Annotated in this window: 29 protein-coding genes and 1 tRNA gene; 21 read left to right on the top strand and 9 right to left on the bottom strand. The window is 68.6% G+C overall.

Annotated features, from left to right (window positions below; translation table 11 throughout):
• The first annotated feature begins 22 nt into the window (after nucleotides 1-22).
• The 5 genes from ACE3T2_RS05725 (at nucleotide 23) to ACE3T2_RS05705 (ending at nucleotide 5,078) form a co-directional block, all read left to right on the top strand.
• Entirely contained in the window at nucleotides 23-901 is an 879-nt protein-coding gene (locus ACE3T2_RS05725) for an alpha/beta fold hydrolase (RefSeq protein WP_374655602.1), read from the top strand.
• Between the two features lie 108 nt (nucleotides 902-1,009).
• On the top strand, nucleotides 1,010-2,425 hold the full coding sequence (locus tag ACE3T2_RS05720; protein ID WP_374655600.1) for a Do family serine endopeptidase: 1,416 nt from the start codon (nucleotides 1,010-1,012) through the stop codon (nucleotides 2,423-2,425).
• A gap of 67 nt (nucleotides 2,426-2,492) precedes the next feature.
• Nucleotides 2,493-3,794 (top strand): replication-associated recombination protein A, encoded by a 1,302-nt coding sequence (locus tag ACE3T2_RS05715; protein WP_374655598.1) that lies wholly within the window; start codon nucleotides 2,493-2,495, stop codon nucleotides 3,792-3,794.
• Nucleotides 3,782-4,549 (top strand): RluA family pseudouridine synthase, encoded by a 768-nt coding sequence (locus ACE3T2_RS05710; protein ID WP_374655666.1) that lies wholly within the window; start codon nucleotides 3,782-3,784, stop codon nucleotides 4,547-4,549. Before ACE3T2_RS05715 ends, ACE3T2_RS05710 begins: the two co-directional genes overlap by 13 nt.
• Before the next feature lie 37 nt (nucleotides 4,550-4,586).
• Nucleotides 4,587-5,078 carry a hypothetical protein gene (locus ACE3T2_RS05705; protein WP_374655596.1) on the top strand — a complete coding sequence of 164 codons (492 nt, stop codon included), beginning with the start codon at nucleotides 4,587-4,589 and terminating at the stop codon, nucleotides 5,076-5,078.
• Here the strand turns inward: ACE3T2_RS05705 and ACE3T2_RS05700 are convergent.
• On the bottom strand, nucleotides 5,075-5,824 hold the full coding sequence (locus ACE3T2_RS05700) for a hypothetical protein (protein ID WP_374655594.1): 750 nt from the start codon (nucleotides 5,822-5,824) through the stop codon (nucleotides 5,075-5,077). The two genes, ACE3T2_RS05705 and ACE3T2_RS05700, sit on opposite strands and share 4 nt — an antisense overlap.
• 120 nt (nucleotides 5,825-5,944) lie before the next feature.
• Between ACE3T2_RS05700 and crcB the strand changes: the two genes are divergently transcribed.
• Together crcB and ACE3T2_RS05690 are read left to right on the top strand one after the other, a co-directional pair.
• Nucleotides 5,945-6,328, top strand: a complete 384-nt coding sequence (gene crcB, locus ACE3T2_RS05695; RefSeq protein ID WP_374655592.1) for a fluoride efflux transporter CrcB — start codon at nucleotides 5,945-5,947, stop codon at nucleotides 6,326-6,328.
• Entirely contained in the window at nucleotides 6,325-7,311 is a 987-nt protein-coding gene (locus ACE3T2_RS05690; protein ID WP_374655590.1) for an RluA family pseudouridine synthase, read from the top strand. Before crcB ends, ACE3T2_RS05690 begins: the two co-directional genes overlap by 4 nt.
• A gap of 4 nt (nucleotides 7,312-7,315) precedes the next feature.
• Here ACE3T2_RS05690 and ACE3T2_RS05685 read toward each other — a convergent pair whose 3' ends face one another.
• Entirely contained in the window at nucleotides 7,316-8,404 is a 1,089-nt protein-coding gene (locus ACE3T2_RS05685) for a winged helix DNA-binding domain-containing protein (RefSeq protein WP_374655588.1), read from the bottom strand.
• Nucleotides 8,405-8,416: 12 nt separating this feature from the next.
• On the opposite strand from ACE3T2_RS05685, the gene ACE3T2_RS05680 reads away from it, so the two are divergent.
• Both ACE3T2_RS05680 and ACE3T2_RS05675 read left to right on the top strand, forming a co-directional pair.
• Nucleotides 8,417-9,208, top strand: a complete 792-nt coding sequence (locus tag ACE3T2_RS05680; protein ID WP_374655586.1) for an ATP12 family chaperone protein — start codon at nucleotides 8,417-8,419, stop codon at nucleotides 9,206-9,208.
• A 159-nt stretch (nucleotides 9,209-9,367) separates the two neighbouring features.
• The gene (locus tag ACE3T2_RS05675; protein ID WP_374655584.1) at nucleotides 9,368-10,684 is read left to right on the top strand and encodes a tetratricopeptide repeat protein; all 1,317 of its coding nucleotides are present in this window, start codon (nucleotides 9,368-9,370) and stop codon (nucleotides 10,682-10,684) included.
• Here the strand turns inward: ACE3T2_RS05675 and ACE3T2_RS05670 are convergent.
• Nucleotides 10,681-11,586 carry a pyridoxamine 5'-phosphate oxidase family protein gene (locus ACE3T2_RS05670; RefSeq protein ID WP_374655582.1) on the bottom strand — a complete coding sequence of 302 codons (906 nt, stop codon included), beginning with the start codon at nucleotides 11,584-11,586 and terminating at the stop codon, nucleotides 10,681-10,683. The two genes, ACE3T2_RS05675 and ACE3T2_RS05670, sit on opposite strands and share 4 nt — an antisense overlap.
• Nucleotides 11,583-12,194, bottom strand: a complete 612-nt coding sequence (locus ACE3T2_RS05665) for a glutathione S-transferase family protein (protein ID WP_374655580.1) — start codon at nucleotides 12,192-12,194, stop codon at nucleotides 11,583-11,585. Before ACE3T2_RS05665 ends, ACE3T2_RS05670 begins: the two co-directional genes overlap by 4 nt.
• Before the next feature lie 99 nt (nucleotides 12,195-12,293).
• Here ACE3T2_RS05665 and ACE3T2_RS05660 point away from each other — a divergent pair, with 99 nt between their 5' ends.
• The 4 genes from ACE3T2_RS05660 (at nucleotide 12,294) to ACE3T2_RS05645 (ending at nucleotide 16,564) form a co-directional block, all read left to right on the top strand.
• The gene (locus tag ACE3T2_RS05660) at nucleotides 12,294-13,181 is read left to right on the top strand and encodes a LysR family transcriptional regulator (protein ID WP_374655578.1); all 888 of its coding nucleotides are present in this window, start codon (nucleotides 12,294-12,296) and stop codon (nucleotides 13,179-13,181) included.
• A 67-nt stretch (nucleotides 13,182-13,248) separates the two neighbouring features.
• Nucleotides 13,249-14,781, top strand: a complete 1,533-nt coding sequence (locus tag ACE3T2_RS05655) for an acyl-CoA carboxylase subunit beta (RefSeq protein ID WP_374655576.1) — start codon at nucleotides 13,249-13,251, stop codon at nucleotides 14,779-14,781.
• Between the two features lie 72 nt (nucleotides 14,782-14,853).
• On the top strand, nucleotides 14,854-15,693 hold the full coding sequence (locus tag ACE3T2_RS05650) for a BON domain-containing protein (protein WP_374655574.1): 840 nt from the start codon (nucleotides 14,854-14,856) through the stop codon (nucleotides 15,691-15,693).
• A 37-nt stretch (nucleotides 15,694-15,730) separates the two neighbouring features.
• The gene (locus tag ACE3T2_RS05645; RefSeq protein WP_374655572.1) at nucleotides 15,731-16,564 is read left to right on the top strand and encodes an aminoglycoside phosphotransferase family protein; all 834 of its coding nucleotides are present in this window, start codon (nucleotides 15,731-15,733) and stop codon (nucleotides 16,562-16,564) included.
• On the opposite strand, the gene ACE3T2_RS05640 is transcribed toward ACE3T2_RS05645, so the two are convergent.
• Nucleotides 16,561-17,532: an SDR family oxidoreductase gene (locus ACE3T2_RS05640; RefSeq protein ID WP_374655570.1), complete on the bottom strand. Its 972-nt coding sequence runs from the start codon at nucleotides 17,530-17,532 to the stop codon at nucleotides 16,561-16,563. The genes ACE3T2_RS05645 and ACE3T2_RS05640 overlap by 4 nt on opposite strands.
• Before the next feature lie 69 nt (nucleotides 17,533-17,601).
• Entirely contained in the window at nucleotides 17,602-18,096 is a 495-nt protein-coding gene (gene msrB / locus ACE3T2_RS05635) for a peptide-methionine (R)-S-oxide reductase MsrB (RefSeq protein WP_374655568.1), read from the bottom strand.
• Between the two features lie 56 nt (nucleotides 18,097-18,152).
• Here msrB and ACE3T2_RS05630 point away from each other — a divergent pair, with 56 nt between their 5' ends.
• From ACE3T2_RS05630 to ACE3T2_RS05620, 3 genes are read left to right on the top strand one after another with little or no spacing between them, the layout of a single operon-like run.
• Nucleotides 18,153-18,473 (top strand): heavy metal-binding domain-containing protein, encoded by a 321-nt coding sequence (locus tag ACE3T2_RS05630; protein ID WP_374655566.1) that lies wholly within the window; start codon nucleotides 18,153-18,155, stop codon nucleotides 18,471-18,473.
• Nucleotides 18,474-18,480: 7 nt separating this feature from the next.
• Nucleotides 18,481-20,457 (top strand): acetyl-CoA carboxylase biotin carboxylase subunit, encoded by a 1,977-nt coding sequence (locus ACE3T2_RS05625; RefSeq protein WP_374655564.1) that lies wholly within the window; start codon nucleotides 18,481-18,483, stop codon nucleotides 20,455-20,457.
• A 36-nt stretch (nucleotides 20,458-20,493) separates the two neighbouring features.
• A complete protein-coding gene (locus tag ACE3T2_RS05620) occupies nucleotides 20,494-20,898 on the top strand; it encodes a DUF805 domain-containing protein (RefSeq protein WP_374655562.1) in 405 nt (134 codons plus the stop codon).
• 35 nt (nucleotides 20,899-20,933) lie between these two features.
• Here ACE3T2_RS05620 and lipB read toward each other — a convergent pair whose 3' ends face one another.
• Entirely contained in the window at nucleotides 20,934-21,659 is a 726-nt protein-coding gene (gene lipB / locus ACE3T2_RS05615) for a lipoyl(octanoyl) transferase LipB (RefSeq protein ID WP_374655560.1), read from the bottom strand.
• A gap of 10 nt (nucleotides 21,660-21,669) precedes the next feature.
• Here lipB and ACE3T2_RS05610 point away from each other — a divergent pair, with 10 nt between their 5' ends.
• From ACE3T2_RS05610 to ACE3T2_RS05590, 5 genes are all read left to right on the top strand, one after another.
• The gene (locus tag ACE3T2_RS05610) at nucleotides 21,670-21,993 is read left to right on the top strand and encodes a FliM/FliN family flagellar motor switch protein (RefSeq protein WP_374655664.1); all 324 of its coding nucleotides are present in this window, start codon (nucleotides 21,670-21,672) and stop codon (nucleotides 21,991-21,993) included.
• Between the two features lie 48 nt (nucleotides 21,994-22,041).
• Nucleotides 22,042-22,126: transfer RNA gene (locus tag ACE3T2_RS05605), tRNA-Leu, on the top strand.
• 61 nt (nucleotides 22,127-22,187) lie between these two features.
• Complete coding sequence (gene mgtE / locus ACE3T2_RS05600; RefSeq protein WP_374655558.1) at nucleotides 22,188-23,618, top strand: magnesium transporter; 1,431 nt, start codon at nucleotides 22,188-22,190, stop codon at nucleotides 23,616-23,618.
• A 69-nt stretch (nucleotides 23,619-23,687) separates the two neighbouring features.
• On the top strand, nucleotides 23,688-24,935 hold the full coding sequence (locus tag ACE3T2_RS05595; protein ID WP_374655556.1) for a glycoside hydrolase family protein: 1,248 nt from the start codon (nucleotides 23,688-23,690) through the stop codon (nucleotides 24,933-24,935).
• Nucleotides 24,936-24,982: 47 nt separating this feature from the next.
• Entirely contained in the window at nucleotides 24,983-25,393 is a 411-nt protein-coding gene (locus ACE3T2_RS05590; protein ID WP_374655554.1) for a DUF3574 domain-containing protein, read from the top strand.
• Here the strand turns inward: ACE3T2_RS05590 and ACE3T2_RS05585 are convergent.
• Nucleotides 25,390-26,196 carry a helix-turn-helix domain-containing protein gene (locus ACE3T2_RS05585; RefSeq protein WP_374655552.1) on the bottom strand — a complete coding sequence of 269 codons (807 nt, stop codon included), beginning with the start codon at nucleotides 26,194-26,196 and terminating at the stop codon, nucleotides 25,390-25,392. The genes ACE3T2_RS05590 and ACE3T2_RS05585 overlap by 4 nt on opposite strands.
• 135 nt (nucleotides 26,197-26,331) lie before the next feature.
• Nucleotides 26,332-26,901 carry a hypothetical protein gene (locus tag ACE3T2_RS05580; RefSeq protein ID WP_374655550.1) on the bottom strand — a complete coding sequence of 190 codons (570 nt, stop codon included), beginning with the start codon at nucleotides 26,899-26,901 and terminating at the stop codon, nucleotides 26,332-26,334.
• Nucleotides 26,902-26,989: the final 88 nt, after the last annotated feature.

The following is a 26,989-nucleotide window of genomic DNA, read 5'->3' as shown; positions in this document are numbered from 1 at the left end:
TCCATATGACGTGGAGGGGCGCATGCAGCGTTCGGCGGTGATCGGTTTTGCGGCTTTGGCGTTGTCGGCGGCCTTTGAGACGCAGGCGGCCGAGCGCACGGCGCCTATGCCCAGCGGCGGCGCCCTGCGGGTGATCGAGCAGGGGCCTCGCAACGACAAGCCGCCGGTTGTGCTGATCGCGGGATGGGGCATGAGCGCCGAGGTCTGGCGCGAGCAGACGGCCCGTCTGGCCAAGTCCCGTCGGGTGATCGCGTTCGATCCAAGGGGGCAAGGACGGTCTAGCGGGGCCGACGGCGTGGTTACGCCGGAGCGTCGCGCCGCCGACCTGCAGGCCCTGCTGGCGGGCGAGGCGGGGCGGGTTGTGCTGGTGGGCTGGTCGCAGGGGGTGCAGGACATCGCCGCCTATGTGCAGGACCACGGTACGGAGAAGGTCGCCGGCGTCGTCCTGGTCGACGCTCCGGTCGCGGCTGGCGCCGCGGGCGTCACGAAGGATCCGCAAGGCGCGGCCCAGCAACTGCGGCTGCTCTCCATCTACGCCCAGGCGCCCCAGGCCTACGCCCGGGGCATGGTCGAGACGATCGTGACGCAACCCGCCGCCCGGACGGCGCACGGGCCGGCGATGGTTGCGGACATCCTGCGCATCCCGACCGATGCGGGCGTGGCGATGTTGGTCGCCGACCTGTTGGGCGCCGACCGCACCGGGGCGCTGGCCAGGATCGACCGACCGACGCTGGTTATCGCGGCCGCGGGGTCGCCGGAGCTCCAGGACCAGCGCGATATGGCCGCCGCGATACCGCACGCGCGGCTGGAGATCATCGCTCAGGCGGGCCATGCCGTCTTCATCGACCAACCGGAGCGCTTCGCCGCGGCCTTGGCCCGGTTCCTGGATGGGCTCGGCTGAGCCGTCGTTTCGCGCAGATGGTTTCGCAGCGCCGCGCGGAGGACTAAACCGCCATTATTGCGCCTGAAAGCTCCGCAGAGTCGGAGCACGACGAAGCTTGGAGACTCCATGCGCGCCTATCGCGTCCTGATCCCCGCCATGGCCCTACTGGCCGCCTGTTCCGACCCGACGGCCAAGTCCAACGCCCAGATTCCACCGCTCGCCCAGCCGACCCGCGCCGCCCCCGGCGACGCCCTGACGATGAAGTCCTCGTTCGCGCCCGTGGTGAAGCGGGCCGCGCCGGCCGTGGTCAACATCTCGTCCAAACGCCTGGTGCGCCAGCGGACCGACCCGTTCTGGGAACTGTTCGGCATGGGCGCGCCGCGCGAGCGTATCCAGGGCTCGCTGGGGTCGGGCGTGATCGTCCGCTCCGACGGTATCGTCGTTACCAACAACCATGTGGTCGAGGGCGGGCAGGAGATCACGGTCGCCCTCGCCGACCGCCGTGAATATACCGCCCGCATTCTGCTGGCCGACCCGCGTACGGACCTGGCGGTGCTGAAGATCGACGTCGGGAACGAGCGCTTGCCGACCCTGGCCATCGATGATTCAGGCGAGGCCCAGGTGGGCGATCTGGTCCTGGCCATCGGCGACCCCTTCGGCGTCGGTCAGACCGTCACCAATGGCATCATCTCGGCGCTCAATCGCACGGCCGACCCGAATGGTGACGCCGCGAACGCCTATATCCAGACCGACGCGGCGATCAATCCTGGCAACTCGGGCGGCGCGTTGGTCGACATGGACGGCGACCTGATCGGGGTGAACAGCTTCATCCTCTCGCGGTCGGGCACCTCGTCCGGGGTCGGCTTCGCGGTGCCGGCGGCCATCGTCAAGCGCGTGGTGGAGACGGCGGCCGGCGGCGGACAGGCGGTCGTGCGGCCTTGGCTGGGGGCGCGGACCCAGACCGTGACCGCCGAGATCGCCCGCTCCATGGGCATGAGCACGCCGCAGGGCGCCCTGGTCGCCGACATCTGGCCGAATGGCCCGGCGGCGCGAGCCGGCCTGCGCCAGGGAGACGTCATCGTCTCGGTCGATGGCCGCCCGGCGGTCGACGCAGCCGCGGTGTCCTACGCGATCTCCTCGCGCCGTCCGGGCGAGACCTTGAAGCTCGGCGTGCGGCGCGGCGGGGGCGAACAGCAACTGACGCTGAAGGCGGAGGCGCCGCCGGCCACCCCGGCTCGCGACCAGCAGGTGATCAGCGGCCGCAATCCGTTCGACGGGGCGACCGTGGTCAACCTGTCGCCGGCGGTCGCGGACGAGCTGGGCCTCGATCCCTTTATGGGCAAGGGCGTGCTGGTCACCAACATCGCCCGCGGTTTCGCCATGAACGCAGGACTGCGGCCCGGCGACTTGATCCGCCGGGTCAACGGCCGCGACATCAACACCGTTCGCGATCTGACTGCTGTGCTCGCCCAGACCGGCGGCCAGTGGCAGGTGACTATTGAGCGCAACGGCCAGGAAGTGACGGCCAACTTCCGGACCTGACCGGCCCGCAGGGCGGCGCCTCGCGCGCCGCCCTCGCGCTCTCCGGTCAGGAAGGCTAGAACGCGCCATGGCCGATCTCTTCGAAGCCGCCGGACTCACGCCCCACGCCCCGTCGCCGCTGGCCGACCGCCTGCGCCCACAGAGCCTCTCCGAGGTCGTGGGCCAGGACCACCTGCTGGGCGAAGATGGGCCGATCCGGCGCATGGCGCAGGCGCGGCGGCTGTCCTCGATGATTCTCTGGGGACCACCAGGCACGGGCAAGACGACGATCGCCCGTTTGCTGGCCAAGGAGGCCGGTTACGAGTTCCAGCAGATCTCGGCCGTATTCTCCGGCGTCGCCGACCTGAAGAAGGCCTTCGAGCAGGCGCGCATGCGCCGCGCCGCCGGCCAGTCGACCCTGCTGTTCGTCGACGAGATCCATCGCTTCAATCGCGCCCAGCAGGACGGCTTCCTTCCATTCGTCGAGGAGGGGATCGTCACGTTGGTGGGGGCCACCACCGAAAACCCGTCGTTCGAACTGAACGGGGCGCTCCTGTCGCGCGCGCAGGTCTATGTCCTGAAGCGTCTTGACGACGAGGCTCTGGAAGCCCTGCTGGCCAAGGCCGAGGAGCATGAGAAGCGGGACCTGCCGTTGGAACCCGAGGCCCGCGCCGCCCTGATCGCCATGGCCGATGGCGATGGCCGCTACCTGCTGACCCTGGCTGAGACCCTGTTCAACATCGGAACCGCAAAGCCGTTTTCGATCAAGGAATTGGGCCAGGTGCTTCAGAAGCGCAGCCCGGCCTACGACAAGGACCGCGAGGAGCACTACAACCTCATCTCGGCGCTACACAAGTCGGTGCGCGGCTCCGATCCCGACGCGGCGCTCTACTGGCTGGCGCGGATGCTGGGCGGCGGCGAGGATCCACTGTTCATCGCCCGGCGGCTGATCCGCATGGCGGTCGAGGACATCGGCGAGGCCGACCCCATGGCGCTGGTCCTCGCGAACGCCGCCAAGGACACCTACGACTTCCTGGGCAGCCCGGAGGGCGAACTGGCGTTGGCGCAGGTGGTGGTGCATCTGGCGGCCGCGCCGAAGTCCAACGCCGTCTACGTCGCCTTCAAGGCCGCGCAGCGGGCGGCCAAGGAGACCGGCTCGCTGATGCCGCCGGCTCATATCCGCAACGCCCCGACGCGGCTGATGAAGGACCTGGGCTACGGCAAGGGCTACGCCTACGACCACGACGCGGAGGACGGCTTCTCCGGCCAGAACTACTTCCCCGAAGGCATGGCGCGGCAGGCCTTCTACCAGCCCAAGGGCGAGGGCGTGGAGGCGCGGATCAAGGAACGCCTCGAGCGCTGGGCGGAGATGCGGAAATCCCGGTCGTGAAGGCGCGTACCCCGCCGAAAGCCAAGGCCGAGCCCAAGCCTGTCGTCCTCACAGCGGACGAGGCGGCCTTCGTACGTAGCCTGGTGATCTACGAGGACGCCGAGGTCATGGCGTTGAACAAGCCGTCGGGCCTGTCCAGCCAGGGCGGGCGAGGGCAGGTCAACACCTTGGACGAATTGCTCTGGGCTTTCGCCAAGCCGGGAAAGGCGCGACCGCGGTTGATCCACCGGCTGGATCGCGACACCTCGGGCGTGATCCTGACGGCCAAGACCAAGCCGGCGGCCAGCTTCCTGGGCAAGCACATGATGGGCCGGCGCCTGACGAAGACCTACCAGGCCATCGTCACACCCGGCGCGCCCGACCCTGCTTCTGGCGTCATTGAGACGCCCCTGCGTCGCGAGGAACTTGGCCGTGAGGCCTATATGCGCACCTGTGAGCTCGACCATCCCGATGCCGAGGCCGCGTTCACGCGGTATCGCACCCTCGCGAAGAGCGCGGAAGCGGCGCTGCTGGAGCTGAATCCACAGACCGGGCGCATGCATCAGATCCGCGTGCACCTGGCCTCCATCGGCCGCCCGATCGCGGGCGACGTCCGCTATGGCGGCGCGCTGATGGTCGGGGGCGCGCCGGCTCCGCGGCTGATGCTGCACGCCGCAGCCTTGGCCTTTCCACATCCCGGCGGGGGGATGAAACGCATCGAGGCGCCGGTCCCGGACGACATGCGCGCGCTGATCGAGGCCCTGGCTCTGCAATAGGCGGGAACGGTGCGACAGGCTTGACCGTTAGGAGGTCATGAAACGCCTGCTCCTCGCTCCCGTATTCTGCCTGGCGCTGGCCGCCTGCGCGACCGCCCCGACAGCCTATGGCCCGTCCGCGGGACCCTCGGGCGTCGGCTTTTCCGAACAGAAGATCGAAAGCGGACGATACCGGGTCACCTTCCGCGGCGGACCCGGCGCGCCGCTGGCGCAGGTGTCGGACTACGCCCTGCTGCGGGCGGCGGACCTGGCCATCGCCGACGGCTACGACTGGTTCCGGGTTGTTGATCGCTACACCGCCCAGAGCGGCGCCAGCAGCGGTCCACGCGTCTCCATCGGCGCGGGCGGCGGCAACGGTGGCTATCGCAGCGGCGTCGGTGTCGGACTGGGGACCAGCTTCGACCTGGGCGGAGGCCCGTCGATCGTCCAAACCTTCGAGGTGCTGATGGGCAAGGGGCGTCCCCCGCCGACCGGCCCCGACGTCTATGATGCGCGTGAAGTCAGGAACACCATCGGCGCGCGGGTCTAGAGCGCCAGCTCTCCGCGCAGGGCGACGTGGGTGAAGCCGGCCACCTCAGCCACTGCGAAGAAGCCGTCCGACGACAGCCCTTGGGCGATGAGCAAGGGCGCAAGGCCGCGCGCCTGTTCGCCAATGTCGAGCATGGTTGCGGCGATGTCTGCGTCGCCGCCGGAAAGGTCGCCCGCGTCCAAGGCCAGCCCCTGCAACCGGGTGTCGCGCACGGGGGCCACCGCCTCGCGGCCGGGCTGGAGCCTGGCGAACACGCCTTTGCAGACCGCGCCGAGCAGGCTGACGACCTCGTTCAGCCGCCCAGCAGGCGTGCCGCGGTCGACCTCCGTCAGTTCGACGATGATCCGCGACTTCAGCGCCTGGGCCGAGCCGCGGGTCGCCTGGGTAAGGGCGGTGCGCCCGCGCCGGCCGGCGACCGTTCGAAAGGATTGCGGCAGGATCAAGGGCGTCTGCGCCTCGTCCTCGGCCGGTTGGAGGCGCCCGGCGAACTCAGTGGTCGCCCGGTCGACGGATTCGATGTCCTCGTCGGAGAGGCGGCCATAGGCCCAGGTCGGCACGATGGCGCCGGTCTTCACATGGCGCACGACCGGCCGCACTCGCAGCGCGGCAGTGGCGCCATGGCGCAGGCTGACCAGTTCCTCGATGGCGAAGTCTACGGCCAGGATCCGCCGCTCGGTGGTGGCGATGGTCCACGGCGGCAGCCCTTCGGACGGCCCGAGCGCCGCAACTCCCGTCTCACTCGTCACGCCGACACCCGCCAGGTCCGAAAACGAGCGCGAACATGCCCGGTCGCTCTTAACCGAGGGTGAGAAGGCTGGCTTAACCGATCGTTTGCGTGCGAGGGCCGGCACGTCGCATAAGGGCGCATGGAAAAGGTTCTACTCGTCGCCGCAGGCGGCGCGGCCGGCGCGGTCGCGCGCTACGCCCTCGGCGTGCAGGCGCTGCGACTCTGGGGCTCCGGCTGGCCGTTCGGCACGTTCATCGCAAACCTGTCCGGCGGCCTGCTGATGGGCATGCTCGCCGGCTATCTCGCCCATCGCGGCGGGGCCGACCAGGAGCGCCTGCGCGTGTTGCTGGGCGTGGGCGTCCTCGGCGGCTTCACGACGTTCTCGGCGTTCTCGCTGGAGACGGCGCTGATGATCGAACGCCGGACCTATGGTCAGGCGTTCAGCTACGCCGCCGCCTCGGTCCTGCTGTCGATCTCGGCCCTATTCGTCGGCCTGCTGCTGGCCCGGAGGATCTTCGCGTGAGGGAAGTCCGCAACATCGCCGTCGATCCGGGGGAGGATGGCGTGCGCCTGGACCGCTGGTTCCGCCGCCGCTGGCCGCACGTTTCGCAGATTCAGGTGCAGAAGCTGGCCCGGTCCGGCCAGATCCGCGTCGACGGCGCGCGGGCCAAGGCCGACCAGCGCCTGAGCGCCGGGGCCATGATCCGCGTGCCGCCGCTGCCCGACGCGCCCAAGCCGGGAGACAAGAAGCCAGGCCTGGATCCGCGCGACATCGCCTATGCCAAGTCGCTGGTGATCTACGAGGATGAGGAGGTGCTGGTCCTCAACAAGCCCTCGGGCCTGGCGGTGCAGGGCGGCACCAAGACGCTCAAGCACATAGATCGTCTGCTCAGCGCCTGGGGCGAGGGGCTGGAGCGACCGCGCCTGGTCCACCGCCTGGACCGCGACACGTCCGGCGTGCTGGTGCTGGGCAAGACCCCCGGGGCGGCGGCGAAGCTGTCGGGCGCCTTTGCGCGTCGCCGTGCCGAGAAGACCTACTGGGCCCTGGTGATCGGCAATCCCAAGCCGGGCGAAGGGGTCATGGAGCTACACCTGGTGAAGAAAGGCGTCGGCGACCGTGAGATGGTCGTGCCTGCCGATCCGAAGGACCCGAACGCCGATCCTGCGGAGACAGAGTTCGTCACCGTCAGCCGTGCGGCGCACCGCGTCGCCTGGATGGCCTTGCGGCCGCACACTGGCCGCACGCACCAGCTGCGTGCGCACATGCTGGCCATGGGCCATCCGATCCTGGGCGACCCCAAGTACAAGACCGACGCCTCAGCCGAGCTGTCGGGCAATCTGAAGCTCCAGCTCCACGCCCGCCGCCTGACCATACCGCATCCCTCGCGTGGGACGCTGATCCTCGAGGCGCCGATCAGCAAGGAGCTGAAGGAAGGCTTCGCCCGTTTCGGCTTCGACGAGCACGAGGCCGATCCCGAGCCGTTCAGGAAACGCAAGAAGCGCTAGACGATCATCCCTCGAAGGTGACGCTCGCCTTCACGTCTGGCGCGAGGAAGGCCGCTGCCGATACCGCCTCGGCCTCGATCGCCTTGCGCTCGCGCGCGGCGACCTTGCCGAACAGGCGCACGTCGACAGCGACGGTCTTCTTCTTCGCCTCGATCCGCCAGACGCCGGCCACTACGCCGTCAACCAGCACCATGGCGGGGATCAGGCCGTTCTTGCTGGCCAGCAACGGCGCATGCTCGGGGCGCACGATCCCCGTCCGGTCGGCGCGACCCAGGATCGCCCCGTCGAAGTCGGCCAGCAGCCGCACGGGCGCAGGGGTCTCGCCGGCCGGCCGAAGACCGTCCTTCAGGTCGTAGAGCTTGCGCCCGCGCTCGTCCCGGAAGGTCGCCAACTCGTCCCCCAGGCCTTCAAGAACGGCCGCGGCGCCCTTCAGTCCAGACCATCCAGCGAAGTCAGCCGGCAGAGAGGGGCCGTGCGCCGCGAGGTAACGGCGCGCCAGGGCCGCCGGCTGGGGTTCAGCCCGTTCGTCGCGCCCGAGCCAGGTCTTCGCCAGGGTGAATTCGCCGCCCGGTTCGTGACCGAACGCCGCGCTTTCCGACGCGGCCTGGACCAAGGGCAAGAACATGCGGCCTGCGTAGGCCAGGGGGCGGACGGGGTCAAAGCCCTTGGCCTCCAGCACCTGGCGCACGCTCTCGAAGTCTTTCGGTTCGGAGAAATGCGCGCGACTGACTTCAAGCACCGCGTCCAGGGTCTCCTGAGCGGGCCTCAGGCCCCAGGGCAAGGTGACGTCGCGCGGCGGCATGACCGTGGTGCGGAAGGCCAGCACGTCGTCCGCGCTCGCCAGGTGCAGGGTTCCGCGCATCAGGGTCGAGCGCACCACCTGGCGGGCGTGGATCGCCGCCAGCAGATCCTCGCGCTGGAACCGCTTCAGCCGCGTCCAGAGGCCGAGAAAAGGGGCTCGGGGAAGCTGGGCCTGGACGGCGAACAGCCGCGCAAGCGCCGCGACCGGCGTGGCGTCCTCTCTTTCCAGCAGCATCTGGCGCGCCAGCAAAATGCGGTTGAGGTCGCGGGGTGAAAGGACGTCGTCAGCCATGGCGGGAAGATCGTGGCAAGGCCCGGCTTGCGCAATGCGCCGCCTGCGGTCATGTGCACGCCCAGCAAGGAGATGCGCGTGCAGAAGGGCTTCATCGAGCCGGGCGAAAAGCCCAAGCGGTTCTACAAGGACGTCGCGGTGGTGGCCGAGGACGGCGGCTTCGCGGTCAAGCTCGACGGCCGCAATGTTCGCTCGCCCCGGGGCGGCAAGCTCGTAGCGCCTACTCGGGCGCTGGCCGAGATGGTCGCGGCCGAGTGGGACGCCCAGAAGGTCCACATCGAGATCGCCGCAATGCACGTTACCCGCCTGGCCTTCACCGCCATCGAGGCCGTGCCCCAGGCGCGTGAATCTACCGCTGCGCAGGTGGCGCAGTACGCCGCCAGCGACCTGCTTTGCTATTTTTCGGAGAAAGGCGACAGCCTCTATGAGCGCCAGGTCGCCGGTTGGGAACCGGTTCTGCGCCGGGCCGAACAGGAACTGGCGCTGGTTTTCCAGCGCGCCACCGGCATTGTCCATGCCGACCAGCCGGAAGAAACCCTGGCTAAGGTCCAGGCCTTGGCTTTGGAGCTCGACGACTTCGCCCTGACCGGCGTTGCGTTCGGCACGCCGCTGTTTGGCTCGGCCGTGCTGGCGCTTGCGCTGCAGCGCGGCTGGCTCACCGGCGAGGAAGCCTGGACCCTCTCGCGCATCGACGAGGCCTATCAGGAAGAGAAGTGGGGCGTCGACGAGGAGGCGGCCGAGCGCACCGCGCGCCTGCTGGCCGAGGCCCAGATGCTGGAAAGCTGGTTCAAGTCGCTGGCCTAGCGCCGACGCCGGGCCTGCTTGCCTGCGGTCCTGGTCCGGAGGGCGACAGGCCGATGCGATCCATGGTCCAGGTCCAGCGCCGTTCGCGTCAGGGAGTTGAGGTGCGAAGGACGCATAAGCCGCTAGGCTCGTCCGATCTGCAGGAATCGGGTCCCAGCCGTGAACCACGACAATTACGATCTGCCGCTCTCCACGACGTCGGAGGCCGCGGCGGCATGCTATCGCGAGGGCGTCGAGCTCATGCTGTGCGCCTGGCCGGGTGCGCTGGAGAAGTTCGACGCCGCCATCGCCGCCGACCCGAACTTCGCCCTGGCGCATGCGGCGCGCGCGCGGCACCAGGCGATCAACGCCCGGCCCGACGAGGCGCGTCCGCAGATTGCTGCGGCCGTCGAACTGGTCGCGCGCCGCGGCACGGAGCGTGAGCGCAGCCACGTCGGCGTCCTGGCCCTGGCCGTCGCCGGCCAGACCCGGCCGGCTCTGGATCTCGCCTTGGAGCACGCAGAGACCTGGCCGCGCGACGTGATGATCCTGTCCCTGCCGCTCGGCGCTTTCGGCCTCTTCGCGTTCTCGGGCATGGCCGATCACGATCAGGCCCGGGTCGATCTGTGTGAACGTCACATCGGCCAGTTCGGCGCCGACGACTGGTGGTTCCTCGCCTCCTACGGCTGGTCGCTGGCCGAGAACGGGGAGGTCGCTCGTGGCCGGGCCATGCTGGAACGCTCGATGGCGTTGCGGCGCGAGAACGCCAACGGCGTCCACGCCCTGGCCCACGCGATGTTCGAGAGCGGGGCGGGCGAGGAGTCCGATGCTCTGATTACGTCCTGGCTGCCCGGCTACAACCGCAACGGCATCCTTCACGCCCATATCGCCTGGCATGCGGCGCTGACGGCCCTTGAGCGTGGTGATGCGGACGCCGCGCTGGCCATCTACGGCGAACACGTCCGGCCGGCGGTGTCGAAGGGCGTGCCGATAAATGTCGTCAGCGACGGAGCCTCGCTGTTGTGGCGGCTCGACGCCTATGGTCACCGGGCGCCGCCCGACCTGTGGCGCGAGATCGCAGACTACGGCCGCGCCGCCTTCCCGAACGCGCGGCACGCCTTCGTGGACGCGCATATGGGCCTGATCGAGGCCGCGGCCGGGGACCAAACGGCGCTTGCCGCCCGCATCGCCGCCCTGGAGGGCCTGATCGAAACCGGCGCCATGGCCGCCGGTCCGGTGGTTCCGGCGATCTGCCGCGGGGCGCTGGCGTTCGCTGCCGAAGACTTCGCCGGCTGCGCGGCGATCCTCGAACCCGCCGCCGCCGAGGTAGTGCGGATCGGTGGCAGCGGCGCCCAGCGCGAAGTGATCGAGGACACGCTCCTGATCGCCCTGATGCGCAGTGGCCAGGCGGCGAAGGCCCGCGCGCTGCTCGACCGTCGGCTCCACCGCCGCCCGTCGCTCCGCGATGCGCGCTGGCGCGATCAGCTCGTGGCCTAGGGCGCCAATTCGCCGCCCGTCGCCAGAGTGGTCGGGGCGAAGGCGCCAAACGCCCAGCGCAGGGGCAGGGCGCGTCGCCGCCGCTGGCCTCGCTCGACGGTCAGCGTCCAGGCCCGTTCGGCCTTGGGCATGTCGCCGGGCGGCGTCCACAGTACCTGGGCGCGACCTTGCAGCGCCGTCAGGTCGCCGGTCTGGAAGTCGACCAACAGCAAGGCTGCGCGCGGATCGGAAACCAGATTGCCGAGCGTATTGAAGAAGCGGTTGCCGCGATAGTCCGGGATGGTCAGCACCGGCCCCTCGCGCAGCACGAAGCCCGGCAGGCCACCCCGGTGCGAGATGTCGACGCCGCCGTTGGGGCCGCTGGCATGGCTGGCCACGAACAGGGTGTCGGTTGTCGCAAGGGTCTGCTCGGCTTCTGTATCCAGGCCATCGAAGCCCTCGACCGGCCCAGGGGGGGCGCGACCCGTCTCGGCCAGCCGGGTCTGGATGTACTGCGGGCAATTCCCGAAGCTCTGCAGCACGTCGATCGTCAGCCGCCGGTCCTGGCGCGCGGCCACGACGCCGTTGACACGGTTGCGGCGGCGGTTCGAGAGGTCGAGGCCCAGCATGCCGACCTCCGCGCCCGGTGTCAGGCGCTCGGCGACCGGATCGCCAGGCGCATCCAGAGCGATCTCCAGGGTTCGGGGGGCGGGGCTGGCGATGAAGCCGGGCTCGCCGGCCAGGACGGTTGCCGTCGGCCAGCCTGCTTCGTCCAGGGCCCCTACGAAGAGATACGGCAGGCCGGCGAAGAACTCGCGATGCTGGTCGGGCATGAAGTCGCGTATGCCCGCCACGAAAGGGGGGGTCTCGGCGTTCGCCAGGCTCTGCGCCTGGCGTTCGCCGTCGTGAAACGGATCGTTCATGCCGGAACCTGCGAGCGCGGCATCGCCACGAAGGCGGGCAGGGCCTCGATCCGCGCCAGCCAGTCACGGACGGCGGGGTAGGGTTCCAGCGAGACCCGGCCCTCGGGCGCGTGGGCGACGTAGGAATAGCAGGCGAGGTCGGCCAGGGTCGGGCCTGCGGCCGCCAGATAGTCATGCCCCGCCAGATGCGTTTCCATGAAGGTCAGCAGCCGCTCGGCGATCGCCTGGGCGCGAGCCGGATCGCCCGGCGCATTCCAGAGCGCGATCAGGCGGGCGGTCCCGGGGCCGTACATCACCTCGCCCGCGGCGATCGACAGCCACCGCTGGACGCGGGCCGCGCCGACCGGGTCTTCGGGCAGCCACGGCCCGCCGGCGTCGTAGCGCTTGGCCAGGTAGACCAGGATGGCGTTGGAGTCGGACAGCACCAGCTCGCCGTCCTCCAGCACGGGGATCTGCCCCAGCGGGTTCAGCTTGCGGAATTCCGGGCTGGCGCGGACTTGGGCGCCGGCCTCCACGAACTCGTGCTCCAGCCGCAGGATGTTCAGGAACAGCGAGACGCGATGGACGTGTCCGGACAGGGCGGTGCCGTGGAGGCGTAGCTTGGTCATCGAAGGCTCCTCGATCATGGAGCCTGGAAGCTAGGCGTTGCGTTTGGTGGTGATAATCGCGCAGTTTCGGAATATACCCTTCCGAAAAATGGAATGATTATGGATCGGCTGGACGAACTCTCTGTCCTGGTGGCCGTGCTGGAGGCTGGCAGCCTCGCGGGCGCGGCGCGTCGGTTGCGTCGCTCGGCGCCGGCCGTGACCCGCGTGCTCGCCGCCCTGGAAGCGCGAGCCGGGGCGAGGCTGGTCGAGCGGACGACCCGTCGCCTCGCGCCGACCGAGGCGGGGCGGCGACTGGAAGCGCACGCAAGGCGGCTGCTTGCGGCCTATGACGAGGCGCTGGAGGTCGGTGACGACGGGCCGCTGCAGGGCGATCTGGCAGTGACCGCGCCGGTGGTGTTCGGGCGCCTGCACATGACGCCGATCGTCGCCAGTTTTCTCGACCTGCATCCACAGGTGCGCGTCGAGTTGGTGCTTAACGACCATAACCTCGACATGATCGACGATCGCATCGATGTCGGCCTGCGCATTGGCCAGCTGGCCGATTCCGGCCTGATGGCGCGCAAGGTAGGCGAGGTGACGCGGATGGTGCTGGCCTCGCCCGCCTATCTGGCGCGCCGTGGGGCGCCGACTACGCCGCGCGAAACGGCTGAGCATGAGGTGATCTACAGCGGCTTTTCGGGCGCCGGCCCGGAGTGGCGCTTCCGCGACCAGACGGTGCGGCTGGCCCCTCGGATGCAGGTCAACGGCGTCGACGCCGCGCTCGTGGTCGCCAAGGCCGGGCGCGGCCTGGTGCGGGCCCTGTCGTATCAGGTGCTCGACGACCTGCGGTCCGGCGCCCTGGTGCGGCTGTTGCGCGACTACGAGCCGCCGGCCTCGCCGGTCCAGCTGGTCGCCCCCAGCCGGCGGCTGTCGACCAAGGCACGCGCCTTCATGGACCACGCGGCGCAGGCTCTAAGCGCGCTGCCGGCCATACGGCCGGCGCCCTGACGCGGCGGGAATGTTGCCACGCCGGGATCGTCCGACTACGCCTTTGAACTCATTTTGGAGTCTGGCCGTGAAGCATATCCTGGAAGAGCTTGAGAAGCGCCGCGACGAAGCCCGCCTGGGCGGCGGCGAGCGCCGCATCCAGAGCCAGCACGGCAAGGGCAAGCTGACCGCGCGCGAACGCCTGGACCTGCTGCTCGACGAAGGCTCGTTCGAGGAGTTCGACATGTTCGTCGAGCACCGGGCGACCGACTTCGGCATGGCCGAGCAGAAGATTCCCGGCGACGGCGTCGTCACGGGCTGGGGACGCATCAACGGCCGGCTGGTCTTCGTGTTCTCCAAGGATTTCACCGTCTTCGGCGGTTCGCTTTCGAACGCCCACGCCCAGAAGATCGTCAAGGTGCAGGAGCAGGCCCTGAAGGTCGGCGCCCCGATCATCGGCCTGTTCGACGCTGGCGGCGCGCGCATCCAGGAAGGCGTCGACGGCCTGGCCGGCTATGCTGACATCTTTCTCCAGAACACCCTGGCGAGCGGTGTCATCCCACAGATCAGCGTGATCATGGGGCCCTGCGCGGGCGGCGACGTCTATTCGCCCGCGATCACCGACTTCATCTTCATGGTGAAGGACACATCCTACATGTACGTGACCGGCCCGGACGTGGTGAAGACGGTGACCCACGAGGAAGTCACCCACGAGGAGTTGGGCGGCTATCGCGTCCACGCCATCAAGTCGGGCGTCGCCGACGGCGCGTTCGAGAACGATCTTGAGGCCCTGACCCAGGTGCGCCGCCTGGTCGACTTCCTGCCGCTCTCCAATCGCGAAAAACCGCCGCAACGCGAGAGCTACGACTCGCCCGACCGCGTGGAGGCCTCGCTCGACACCCTGGTTCCGGCCAACCCGAACAAGCCCTACGACATGAAGGAACTGATCCTGAAGGTCGTCGACGAAGCCGACTTCTTCGAAATCAGTCCGGACTTCGCCAAGAACATCATCTGCGGTTTCGGCCGCATGGAGGGGGCGACGGTCGGCATCGTCGCCAACCAGCCGCAGGTCCTGGCCGGCGTCCTCGACATCGACTCCAGCCGCAAGGCCGCGCGTTTCGTGCGCTTCTGCGACGCCTTCGACATCCCGCTCGTCACGCTCGTCGACGTACCGGGCTTCATGCCGGGGACCAAGCAGGAGCAGGGCGGCCTGATCCGCCATGGGGCGAAGTTGCTGTTCGCCTATGCTGAGGCGACCGTACCGAAGGTGACGTTGATCACTCGCAAGGCCTATGGCGGCGCCTATGACGTGATGAGCTCCAAGCACATCCGCGGCGACCTGAACTACGCGTGGCCGACAGCCGAGATCGCGGTCATGGGCTCGAAGGGCGCGGTCGAGATCATTTTCCGTTCGGAGATCGGCGACACTGACGCCATTGCTGCGCGCGAGGCCGAGTATAAGGAACGCTTCGCCAACCCGTTCGTCGCCGCCAGCCGCGGCTATATCGACGACGTGATCATGCCCCATTCCACGCGCCGCCGGATCGCCCGGGCGCTGAAGAACCTCAAGGGCAAGCAGCTTAGCAATCCCTGGAAAAAGCACGACAATATCCCGCTCTAGCTCGCGGGAACGTCAAGGAACCGCCGCCCGCCTCTCTCGTTTGGCCCGCAAGGGAACCAAAGGAGGAAGACCATGCCCGGCAGGTGGATGGATCAGCGCGAGGAACGCGACCGGATGGATCCGGAGCGGCGCTACGGCCGCTATGGCCGCGACGAGTACGAACGGGAAGACTACGGCGAGGCGACCTACCAGGAGCGCAGCTTCGATCCGCGGGACGCTCGCCGCGGCCGCGTGTTTGGCGAGCGCGAACGCGGCGTGGACTACACCGGGCCGCGCTACGGCGCGGGCGGCTATTATGGCTACGGCGCTTCGAGCGAGCGGGCCCGCTACCTGGGCGACGGCGGACGCCGCCGGACCTATGGCGACGAGTATGCGCCCTATTCGATCACCGAGGGCGGCGCCCTGTCGGCCCAGCGATCGGCTCGCTATGACGAGGACGCGCGTCGCGAGCACGCCTACCGCGTGGCCTATGGCGATCACCATGCCGATCATAAGGGCCACCATCAGCCGGATGAGCATCGCAGCTTCTGGGAACGGGCCGGCGACCGCATGGCCTCCTGGTTCGGTGAGGGCGATGCGCAGCACCGCGGCCGCGGCCCCAGCGGATACAAGCGCACCGACGAGCGGATAAGCGACGAGGTCAACGAGCGCCTCACCGAGGACCCCTGGCTGGACGCCAGCGGCATTTCCATCGCCGTGTCCGGCGGCGAGGTGACGCTGAACGGCACGGTGCCAGAGCGCGAAGCCAAGCATCGCGCAGAGCGTCTGGTCGAAGATCTGAGCGGGGTGACCCACGTTCAGAACAATCTCCGCGTCCGGCGCGGCGATCCGCTGACAGGATCCGGGACCGGTTTCGGGGACAGCGCCCACGAGGCGCAGATGCAGACGGCTTCCCGCACGCCGAAGAACTGAACGCGTCGATCTTGGCCGCGACGCGCCCGCTTCCTAAATGGCGGGCGTGTCGCGATCATCACTTCAGCCGTGGCTCGAACGTTGGGGGCTGACTCCCGACGGCGAGGCCTTCACTACCGAGTACACCGGCAGTTGGCTGCAGCCTGTGAGGCGTGGCGCGATACCTGCCATGCTCAAGATCAGCTCCGCTCCCGAGGAAATCGCCGGCGGCGCGTTGATGGAATGGTGGGGCGGGCAGGGCGCCGCCCGCGTGCTGGAGCGCGAGGGCGAGGCGCTGCTGCTGGAGCGCGCCATCGGATCGCGCTCGCTGATCGAAATGTCGAAGGCCGGTGACGACGACGCGGCGACCGCCATCATCTGCGACGCCGTCGCGGTGCTGCACGCGCCTCGTCAACCAGAGCTGCCCGCCACCCTGGTTCCGCTGGATGTCTGGTTCCGCGCGCTTGCGCCCGCTGCTGCGGCGCACGGCGGGGTGCTGGCCAAGGCCGAGGCCGTCGCCCGCAACCTGCTGTCGGAGCCGCGTGACGTGGTCGCCCTGCACGGCGACGTCCACCACGCCAACATCCTGGACTTCGGTTCACGCGGCTGGTTGGCGATCGACCCGAAGGGCGTGCTGGGCGAACGCGGTTACGACTACGCCAACCCCTTCTGCAATCCGGACACGGCAACCGCGCTACAACCCGGCCGGTTGCAGCGCTACCTGACGCAGGTGGCCGAGCGCGCGGCCATGGAGCCCCAGAGGCTGTTGATGTGGATCCTCGCCTACAGCGGATTGTCGGCGGCCTGGATTCTCGAAGATGGCCAGGACTGGGAAAGCGAGGACTTCGATCTTTCCATAGCCGAACTGGCCGCCGCCGAGTTGGGCCTCTAGCCTCCGACCTTCCAGCCGACCTGCTGGGCGAAGTCGGCGAAGAACTCGGGCTCATAGGCCCGCTCCGGATCGCGGCGCACCCACTGATCGATCTCATGGGCGTCGTGGCCCACCAGGATGCGCCACTGCTCGGCCTTGACGCCTTCCAGGATCACCTTGGCCGCGGCCGAGGCGGTCATCGGCGCGTCCTCCAGGAACCGCCGCGCCACGTCGGCGCTGAGGGCGGCTACCGCCGCGTCGCTGAGCTGACTTGTGTCGATACCGGCCGCGGAGATGCGCGCCCGCGCCTGTGCGATCTCGTCAGGGCCGAGCTCGTCGGAATCGGTTCCGGCCTGGACCTTGCGGGAATTGGCGACGATCGAGGTGCCGATGTGGCCGGGCATCACCACGGAGCACTTCACATGCGGCGCGTTGAGGCGCAGGTCAGTGATCAGCGCCTCCGTGAAGCCCTTCACCGCGAACTTTGCGGCGGCATAGGAGGTGTGCGGGGTATTGGGGCCGACGCTGGCCCAGAAGCCGTTGACGCTCGAGGTGTTGACGATGTGGGCTTCGTCGGCGGCCATCAGCATCGGCAGGAAGGTCCGCACCCCAAGATAGACCCCGCCCCAGCAGACGTTGAAGGTCTTTTCCCAGGCCGCGCGACTGTCGGCGACCACGCTGCCGCCGCCGGCGATGCCGGCATTGTTGAACAGCAGGTGGATACGGTCGGTCTGGTGTTCGGCCGCCAGCTCATCGCGGAATGCGATCAGCGCGCCTTCCAGAGAGACATCGGCGATGTGGGTCGAAACCTTGGTGCCCTGGGGCCGTCCATCGGCCTCGATCAGCCGGACGGTCTCGGCCATGGCCTTGGCGGAGACGTCGCACATGGCGACGCTGCAACCCTCGGCGACCAGCTGCCGGGCCAGTTCCCGGCCCATGCCTGTACCGCCGCCGGTGACGACGGCGATCTTTCCCGCGAAGTCCTTCATGGCCCGCGCCTCCCTTGTGTTTTCGGGGAGGTTGCCCGGTTTACGTCCGGTCCGCCAAGCCCTCGCGCGTCAGCTTGTATGGGCCTGGAGGGCAGCCTCATCGCCGCGTCCGAGCGGGTCGCGCAGGGGTTCGCCATCGGCGACGAACTCCAGCGAGACGGAGTTGATGCAATAGCGCAGCCGTGTCGGCGGCGGACCGTCGGGGAAGACATGCCCCTGGTGGCTGTCGCAGCGGGCGCAGCGGGTCTCGATGCGGACCATGCCGTAGCTGACGTCCCGCACCCCGATCACATGCGCCTCGTCGAACGGAGCGAAGAAGCTGGGCCAGCCGGTGCCGCTCTCGAATTTCGTCTTGGCGCGGAACAGCGGCAGGGCGCAGAGGCGGCAGCAATAGACGCCGTCCTCCTTGTTATCCAACAGGCCGCCGCAGAAGGGGGCCTCGGTGCCGTGGTGCAGCAGGACGTCGGCTTCCTCTTGGGAAAGTCCTGCTTCGAGGGCCTTGCGTTCCGCCGCGTCCGGCGGTGTCAGGTCGAATCCGGAAAGGGAGGCGGCTGGCGTGCTCATGGGCTCCAATCTAAGGTCTCGGAAGGCAACGCGAAAGACCGCCGGAGAATGAGGCCATGATCACCAGCACGACGCCCCACGTCGCCGAGCGGGACATCGCCCGCACGCTTGGCGTGGTCAGCGGCGAGGCCATCATCGGGGCCCACATCTTCCGCGATCTCTTCGCCGGCATCACCAACATCATCGGCGGCCGCGCCGGCGGCTATGAGAAAGCCTTGAGGGAGGCCCGCGACATCGCCATCCGCGAGATGTGCGAGGAAGCGGCCAAGCTGGGCGCCGACGCCGTGGTCGGCGTCGATCTCGACTACGAAGCCATGGGCGTCGACAACGGCATGCTCATGGTCACCGCCGCTGGAACGGCCGTTAAGCTGCGCTAAAGGTTCAATGTTCTCGAAAATCCTGATCGCCAATCGCGGCGAGATCGCCGTCCGCATCATCAAGACCTGCCGCCGGCTAGGCATCGCCACGGTGGTCGTCTACTCGGAGGCGGACGCGGACTCCATGGCCGTGGAAATGGCCGACGAGAGCGTCTTCATCGGCGGCGCGCCGGCGGCCGAGAGCTATCTGGCGGCCGACAAGATCGTCGCCGCCTGCAAGCAGACGGGCGCACAGGCCGTGCATCCGGGCTTCGGCTTCCTCTCCGAGAACGCCGGCTTCGCCAAGCGGTTGGCGGCCGAAGGGATCGTCTTCATCGGCCCTAACCCCGCCGCCATCGAGGCGATGGGCGACAAGATCGAGAGCAAGAAGTTCGCGGCCAAGGCCGGCGTCTCGACCGTGCCCGGTCACGTCGGCGAGATCGACGATGTCGCCCACGCCCTGAAGATCGCCGGCGAGATCGGCTATCCGGTGATGATCAAGGCTTCGGCCGGCGGCGGCGGCAAGGGCATCCGCGTCGCGTGGAAGCCTCAGGACGTCGAGGAGGGATTCCCGGCCGTCCGCGCCGAGGCGAAGGCCAGCTTCGGCGATGACCGCATCTTCATCGAGAAGTTCATCGAAAGCCCGCGCCATATCGAGATCCAGGTGCTGGGCGACAAGCACGGCAATGTCGTTCACCTGTTCGAGCGCGAATGCTCGATCCAGCGCCGCAACCAGAAGGTCATCGAGGAAGCGCCGTCGCCGCTGCTGGACGAGGCGACCCGCGCGGCCATGGGCGCCCAGGCCGTCGCGCTCGCCAAGGCCGTCAACTACGACAGCGCCGGCACGGTCGAGTTCGTCGCCGGCCAGGACAAGAGCTTCTTCTTCCTGGAGATGAACACCCGTCTGCAGGTCGAGCATCCGGTCACCGAGATGATCACCGGGGTCGATCTGGTCGAGCAGATGATCCGCTCGGCCGCGGGCGAGAAGATGGCTTTCGGACAGTCGGATCTGGCGATCAACGGCTGGGCGGTCGAGAGCCGCATCTACGCCGAGGATCCTTATCGCGGCTTCCTGCCCTCGATCGGCCGCCTGGTGCGCTACCTGCCGCCGGAGGAGGGGAATTTCGAGGCGATCAAGGTTCGCAACGACGCCGGCGTCCGAGAAGGCGACGAGATCTCGATGTTTTACGACCCGATGATCTCCAAGCTGTCGACCTGGGGCCCGGACCGCATATCGGCCATCGACGCCATGGGGCGCGCCCTCGAGGACTTCCACATCGAGGGGCCGGGCCACAACATCCCGTTCCTGGCCGCAGTCATGGATCAGGAGCGGTTCCGCTCAGGCGCGCTGTCGACCAACTACATCAAGGAAGAATTCCCCGATGGTTTTGCGGGGACCGAGCCGACGCCGTTCCAGGCAGACCTGATGGCCGCAGTGGCCTGCGCGATGCACCGGCGGCTGACCGCCCGTAGCGCGCCGCAGCTCGTTCGCGACGAGTGGGTGGTCGTGGCCGGCCACGACAAGCGCAAGGTCAGGCTTTCGAACGGCGGCGACGCCTTTCACGTAGCCTTCGAGGATGGCCGCACCCTCAGCCTGACGCAGATCGACTGGCGTCCGGGCCAGCCGCTGTTCCGCGCGGTGCTGGACGCCCAGCCGTTCACGGCGCTGGTCAAGCCGGCGGCCGAGGGCTTCGTTGTTCGCCACCGCGCCTGCACGCGGCACGTCCTGGTGCTGACGCCGCGCTCGGCCGAGCTGCATGAGAAGCTGCCGCCGAAGAAGGCCGCCGACACCTCCAAGATGATCCTCTCGCCCATGCCGGGCCTGGTGGTCAGCCTGGACGTCGAACCGGGCCAGTCGGTGCAGGCCGGCCAGGCGGTGGCCGTGGTCGAGGCGATGAAGATGCAGAACATCATCCGCGCCGAGCGCGAGGGGGTCGTGAAGTCGGTCGGGGCCAAGGCCGGCGATAGCGTGGCCGCCGACGAGGTGCTGGTGGAATTCGCCTAGGCTATAGTTCGGCGAATCCGCAGAGGGTCCGCGCGCATGAACGGCCAAACCGACTGGGCAGCCCTGCTTTTGTCAGCAGACGGCCGTCTGGCGCGTGGGCCGTTCTTGATCGCCGCCGCCATGTTGCTGGGCCTGGCGGCGGTCTACGAGGCCGTCGTGGGCGTCACCCTCCACTGGCTTACTGGTTGGTTCGTCTATCCGGGGCTGATCTATTGCGGCGCTTGCGTGCTCTCAAAGCGGCTGCACGACCGGGGAAAGTCAGGCTGGTGGGCGGCGCTCATCCTGTTCGCCCTGGTCGCTGTCTGGCCGCGTCCGGTCGGCTTCTTCGACTTCCTGTTCGGCATCGCCCTGGTCTGGGCGGTGGTCGAACTCGGCGTTCTCCCGGGCGAGATGGGTGCGAATCGCTACGGCGCTAACCCGTTGCGCCCTTTAGCGGCGTAATCGGCCCCTCCTGCCCCTGGGACCGGGGAGGGAAGTTAGACCGGCGCAGGCGCCTCTTCGACATCGCCGAACACCAGACGGAAGCTCGCCTTCAGCGCCTCATCGGCCTCGTCCATCGTCACCGGCAGGCCGAGGTCCACCAGGCTGGTGACGCCGTGCTCGGTCTGGCCGCAAGGGATTATGCCCGAGAAATGGGCGAGGTCCGGCTCGACGTTTACCGAGACGCCGTGGAACGAGACCCACCGGCGCAGCTTCACGCCGATGGCCGCGATCTTGTCCTCGCGGGGCGGCGCGCCGGGGCTCTTCCGCTCCACCCAGACGCCGACGCGACCATCGCGAATCTCGCCCTCGACGCTGAAGCGGGCCAGGGCGCCGATCACCCAGGCCTCCAGGCTCGCGACGAAAGCGCGCACGTCGCGGCGGCGCTTGGTCAGGTCGAGCATCACATAGGCCACCCGCTGCCCGGGCCCGTGATAGGTGAATTGCCCGCCGCGGCCGCTGGCGAACACCGGGAATCGATCCGGCTCGAGCAGGTCTGTGTCCTTGGCCGAAACCCCAGCCGTATAAAGCGGCGGATGCTCCAGCAGCCAGACCAGTTCCCCGGCCGTCCCGTCGGCGATGGCCGCGGCGCGCGCCTCCATTGCCGCGACGGCTTCGGGGTAGGGGATGCGGCCCCGGCTCACCGCCCAGCCGGCCGCCCGTCCGTCCTCGCGACCGAAGATCGGGCCGTCCGCGGCAATGTTTAACGAGCGGTCAAGCATGTCGGACCCAATGTGGTGTTCGGGCGACCCTGGGCAAAGCCCCGTCGCCTCCTGTGTCTTAGAGTTTCAAGGGCTCCGCGTCTTGGGTCAGATCAACGAAGTCAACGTCGAGATCTCCGTGCTTCTCGGCCGTTCGACCCTGCCGATGCAGCAGCTTCTGCGCATGGGGCGCGGGGCGGTGATTCCGCTCGACGCCGGCGTGAACGAGGAAGTCTGGATCCTGGCGAACAACCATCCGGTCGCCCGCGGCGAGATTCAGATCAACGAAGATCGCATCTCCATCGCCGTTACGCGTGCGGCGGATGTGTATGACTTCATGGCAGGTGGTCAGTAGGGCTTCACAAAGCCGCGGGGGTTTGCTACCTGCCGCGCCTCACCACGAGCGGTCGTGGCGGAATTGGTAGACGCGCAGCGTTGAGGTCGCTGTGGGGCAACCCGTGGAAGTTCGAGTCTTCTCGACCGCACCAGTGAATCAGGGTCTTCAACAGCGCTAGAGCAAATCTTCGTCGCACGTCTGGGGAGGTCCGCATGAGCCGCGAAACGGCCGACCTGACCGAGGCCCGCGACAAGACCTCTCCTGAGCTCGAAGAAGACCTGGAAGACCTCGCCCTCGGCGAGGACTATGCGCTAAATCCTGAGTTCGTGGCGATGGTGGTGGACGCCGCCGACCGTGGCGACGCCGAGCGCCTGCGCGAGCTGTTGGGGGCGCTGCACCCGGCCGACGTGGCAGACCTGATGGGCTTCCTCTCGCCGGACTACCGCGAAGAGGTCCTGGCGCATCTGGCGCCCGAGGCCCTGGCCGAGATTCTCTCCGAGCTCGATACCGAGATTCGCGAAGAGGTGCTGGAGACCGTCTCCCCCGCCACCCTGGCCAAGGCGCTCGAGGAACTCGATTCCGACGACGCGGCCGACGTCGTCGACGACCTGGAGGACGACAAGCGCGTCCAGGTTCTGGCGGCGATGCCGGAGACCGAGCGGACCGCCATCGAATCGTCGCTGGCGTATGAGGACGAGACCGCCGGCCGGATCATGCAGCGCGAGGTCGTCGCCGCGCCGCAATTCTGGACGGTCGGCCAGACCATCGACCACTTCCGCAAGGAAGGCGACGACCTGCCTGAGCTGTTCTTCGACATCTATGTCGTGGACCCGAGCTACAAGCCCGTCGGCGCCATTCCGGTGAGCCACTTGCTGCGCGCGCCGCGTAACAGCCCGCTGGCCCAGCTCATGGAGCCGGTCACCGAGATCCCGGTGACCATGGACCAGGAAGAGGTCGCCTACATCTTCGACAAGTATCACCTGATCTCCGCCCCCGTGATCGAGGGCGGAGGGCGGTTGGTCGGCCAGATCACCGTCGACGATATCGTCGGCGTCATCCAGGAAGAGAGCGAAGAAGACATCCTGGCCCTCGCCGGTGTGTCCGACGCCGGCCGGAACGCCGATGTCCTCGACATCATCCGGGCGCGGCTGCCCTGGCTCGCTGTCAACACGCTGACCGCCGCCATGGCCGCCAGCGTGATCCAGGCCTTTCAGGGCGAGATCGCCAAGCTGGTCACCCTGGCGGTGCTGATGCCGATCGTGGCGTCGCTGGGCGGCAACGCCGCGACCCAGGCCCTTGCCGTCGCCGTGCGCGCCCTGGCCAGCAAGGAATTGTCCGAGGTCAACGCCTACCGCACCGTCTTCCGCGAGATGGTGGTCGGGCTGGTCAACGGCGCGACCCTGGCCCTGGCGACGGGTATCGTCATCTTCCTGGTGTTCAGGGACGTAAAGCTGTCGATCACGTTCGGCCTGGCGCTGATCGTGAACCTGTTCGTGGCCGGCCTGGTCGGCGTCCTCGCGCCCCTGGTGCTGGAGCGCATGGGCCGGGACCCCGCGGTTTCATCCTCAGTTTTTGTGACTTTCGCCACGGATTTCACAGGTTTCTTCGTCTTCCTGGGTCTCGCCGGCGTGATCCTGCTGTAAGCGGCCCCTATCTTGCCCGCCGAGCCATGGGCGCGTGCGCCCGTGTGTCAGGATGGGTCAACCAGGCCAATGAAACCGCGTCATCAGGTGTCAAGATCGGCGATCGAGCTGATCAAGCGCTTCGAAGGATATCGCCGAAAGTCCGCCCAGCTGCCCGATGGCCGCTGGACCATTGGGCATGGTCATACTCTGACGGCGCGTGAGGGCGCTGAAGTCTCGGAACGGGACGCTGAAGCTCTCCTGATCTACGATCTGATCGCGGTCTCCCATTCGGTCAACGAATGGGTGTTCACGCCCCTCAACCAAAACCAGTTCGACGCCCTGGTCGCCTTCGCCTTCAACATCGGGCTGGAGAGCTTCCGCCGGTCGTCGGTGCTGCGCCGCCTGAATGAGGGCAGCCTGATCCAGGCCGCCTGCGCCATGGAGCTATGGCGCAAGGCCGAGTTCGAGGGCGAGGTCATCGTTATCGACGCCCTGGTCCGTCGCCGCTCAGCCGAAAAGACCTTGTTCCTGACGCCGGTGAGCGGCTGGGTCCCCGTTCCTTCGCCTGTGCTGCGGCCCAATATCGACATGGACGCCGCCGGCGTCGTGCCGCGTCAGACGCCGACGGCCCTGAACGTGTCGATGGACGGCGCCCAGGCGAGGGTCGAGCGCGACGCCCAGCGCCAGGAACGCGCGCCCGCCCAGCCGGATGACGATGAGAGTCCGAACCCGACGGGCGCTGCCGCCGCAGCGGTTTCGTCCCGGCTCGCGACCATCTTCAGCGATCCGCCTGAGACCCCGGCGGCCGAGATTCCGGCGCCGCCGCCGCGGCTGGTGATCGAGGAAGAGCCTGCGCCTTTCCCGAAGACCGCCTCCACGCCCGCCCTGGTGCTGACTGCGCCGGAGGAGGACCTGAGCCCGGAGGAGGCGCCCGAACCGCCTAAATTGGAACTGGCGGCGGTCAACGATTCCGAACCGAGCCTGTTCGACCTGCCGCGCGGTGAGACTGCTCCAGTCGCGGACGCGGCGCTGCAATCGTCCGGAGGTGAGCCGGCCCTCGACCTGACGGGGCCGGTCCGGGGCGAGGGGATCGGCGTGACGCGGGGCTTCGGTGCGGCTGCAGGCCTTGCGGCCGCGGGCGTCGGCCTGTTCGGCGGCTGTCTGTTCTGGGCGATCAACATGCCGCCGCCCCAGCCAAACGGCGGGATCAATCCCGGCACCATCGTCTGGCTGGCCGGCATCGCCGGCGTCGGCCTGATCGGCGTGGCGGTCTATATGATCCTGGATCGCCTCGGCCGGGCGGACGGCGAGACGGACCTCGGGCGCGACGAATAGCCACGGGACGTTCCTGGCTTCGCGCTAGGCGTGCTAACCAAGCGCCGATGACCCGTATCGCTTCGATAGCGGCGCTCGCTTGCGTGCTTATGCTGGCCGGCTGCGCCACAACGCCGCCGGCGTGCCCGGTCGGGCAGGAGCCGATGCGGACGGCTCAGCTGTTCTTCGGTCAGAACATCGGCGCCAAGCCGGGCGTTTCCGAGGCGGACTTCCGCAAATTCCTGGACGAAGAACTGACCCCGCGGTTTCCCAACGGCCTGACCGTCCTGGATGGCGGCGGCCAGTGGAAGGGCGAAGAGAACAGACTTATCCGCGAGGCTGCGAAGGTGGTCGTCCTGGTGCTGCCCAACGGTCCGGAGGCGGTTCGTAAGCTCGACGACGCCCGCAAGGCCTACAAGACCCGCTTCCGTCAGGAGTCGGTTCTGGTCGTCACCCAGCCGGCCTGCGTCGGCTTCTAGTCGCCGAGGCCCTCGGCCAGCACCCGCAGCGCCTGGGCGGTCTCGGGATCGGCCGGGAAAAAGGTCTCCAGCGTCAGTTCCGACAGCGTCACGTCCACCGGCGTGCCGAACACCGTGGTGGTGCTGAAGAACGAGAGCACGCCCAGCGGCGTCGTGATCCGGAAGGGGATGGCCACACCGCCGTATTCGTCCGAGGCCTTCCGCGGCGGCTGGCCGTCGCTGATGGGGTAGGCCCTCAACTCGGTCAGTAGATCGGAGAGGCCCGCGTCGGCGGTCAGTTCGACCTCACGCTTGAGACGCTCCAGCAGATGCGCCCGCCATTCGTGCAGGTTGAGAACCCGCGGCGCCAGGCCGCGCGGATGCAGGGTGAGACGCAGCACGTTCGCCGGCGCGGTCAGGAGCTGTGGATCGACGCCCTCCAGCAGCGGCGCGATCATCCGATTGGCGCTGACCAGGTTCCAACCTCGGTCCACGACCAGGGCCGGATGCGGCTCGTGTCCGGCCAGGATGATGTCGACCGCCTTGCGCGCCGTGGCCAGGGCCGGATCGTCGAGGGAGCGCTGTGGGAAGACCGGCGCGAAGCCGGCCGCCACCAGAAGGGTGTTGCGTTCGCGCAAGGGGATCTCCAGGTGCTCGGCCAGCCGCAGAACCATGTCGCGACTGGGTTGGGCGCGGCCGGTCTCCAGGAAGCTGAGATGCCGGGTGGAAATCTCGGCGTCGAGCGCCAGGTCCATCTGGCTGAGCCGACGGCGCTGGCGCCATTGACGAAGGTGGTCGCCCACCGCGGTTGCTGTCGCGATCATTGGGGCAACCTATCGACGGTGCGAAGCGGGCTCCATGACCTTGCAGGTAATGGTCGTGCGAAAGGCCGCCGGGCGCGAGCCCGACGGCCTTTCTGCCGCGCTGCGCCTATCCGAGCTCTCCGGCGCGCGCGGCCTCTAGCGGGGACGGTCGGCGGATGCCTGGGCCGCGCCTTGGGCGCTTGCCGAGGCGCTCAGCGATAAACCATTCTCCCGCGAGGTGGACCCGGAGGCGCCGGCCGCGCCCGAACCGGACCCGGACGCCGCTGCGGGACCGGCCTGCGAGGCGCTGTCGGCCTGGCCTGCGCCCCCGGCCTCGAACGTGCCGTCTCGGCTCGCCGCATCGAGGGCCGAGGCGGTTGCGCTGTTCGCCTGTCCGGCGGCGCTCGCGGCCGCATCTGAGGCGGCGCCCAGCGCGGCCCGCTTCGCGCCGCGAGCGATGTCGCGGCTGCGCTCGACCCGGTCCGTGGCCCGGCCGCGAACATCGTCCAGGCGCGAACCGATGTGATCGAGGCCCAGCGAACCGGCGCCGGTCAGCGAGCCTGAACCAGCCAGGGATCCGGTCACGCCGCCCAATCCGCCGCCGACACCGCCCAGCAGCGAGCCGGAGCCGCCGAGCGAGCCGCCGCCCAGCAGTTGGGCGTTAGCGCTCCCGGCGAAGGCGAGGGCGGCCGCGGCGGCGGCGGCGACGAGAGTGATCTTGCGCATGTAGTCCTCCTGCGTTCGGGCGAGGCTTTGGCGGCCTCTCGCAGGGTCCAACGACGCGCCGTCCGCATTTCATCCCGAGACGGCGCGG

The sequence above is a fragment of the Phenylobacterium sp. genome, from assembly GCF_041919955.1.
GTDB lineage: Bacteria > Pseudomonadota > Alphaproteobacteria > Caulobacterales > Caulobacteraceae > Phenylobacterium.
The sequence above is the reverse complement of the archived record's forward strand: the minus strand, read 5'-3'. Positions and strand labels throughout refer to the sequence as shown.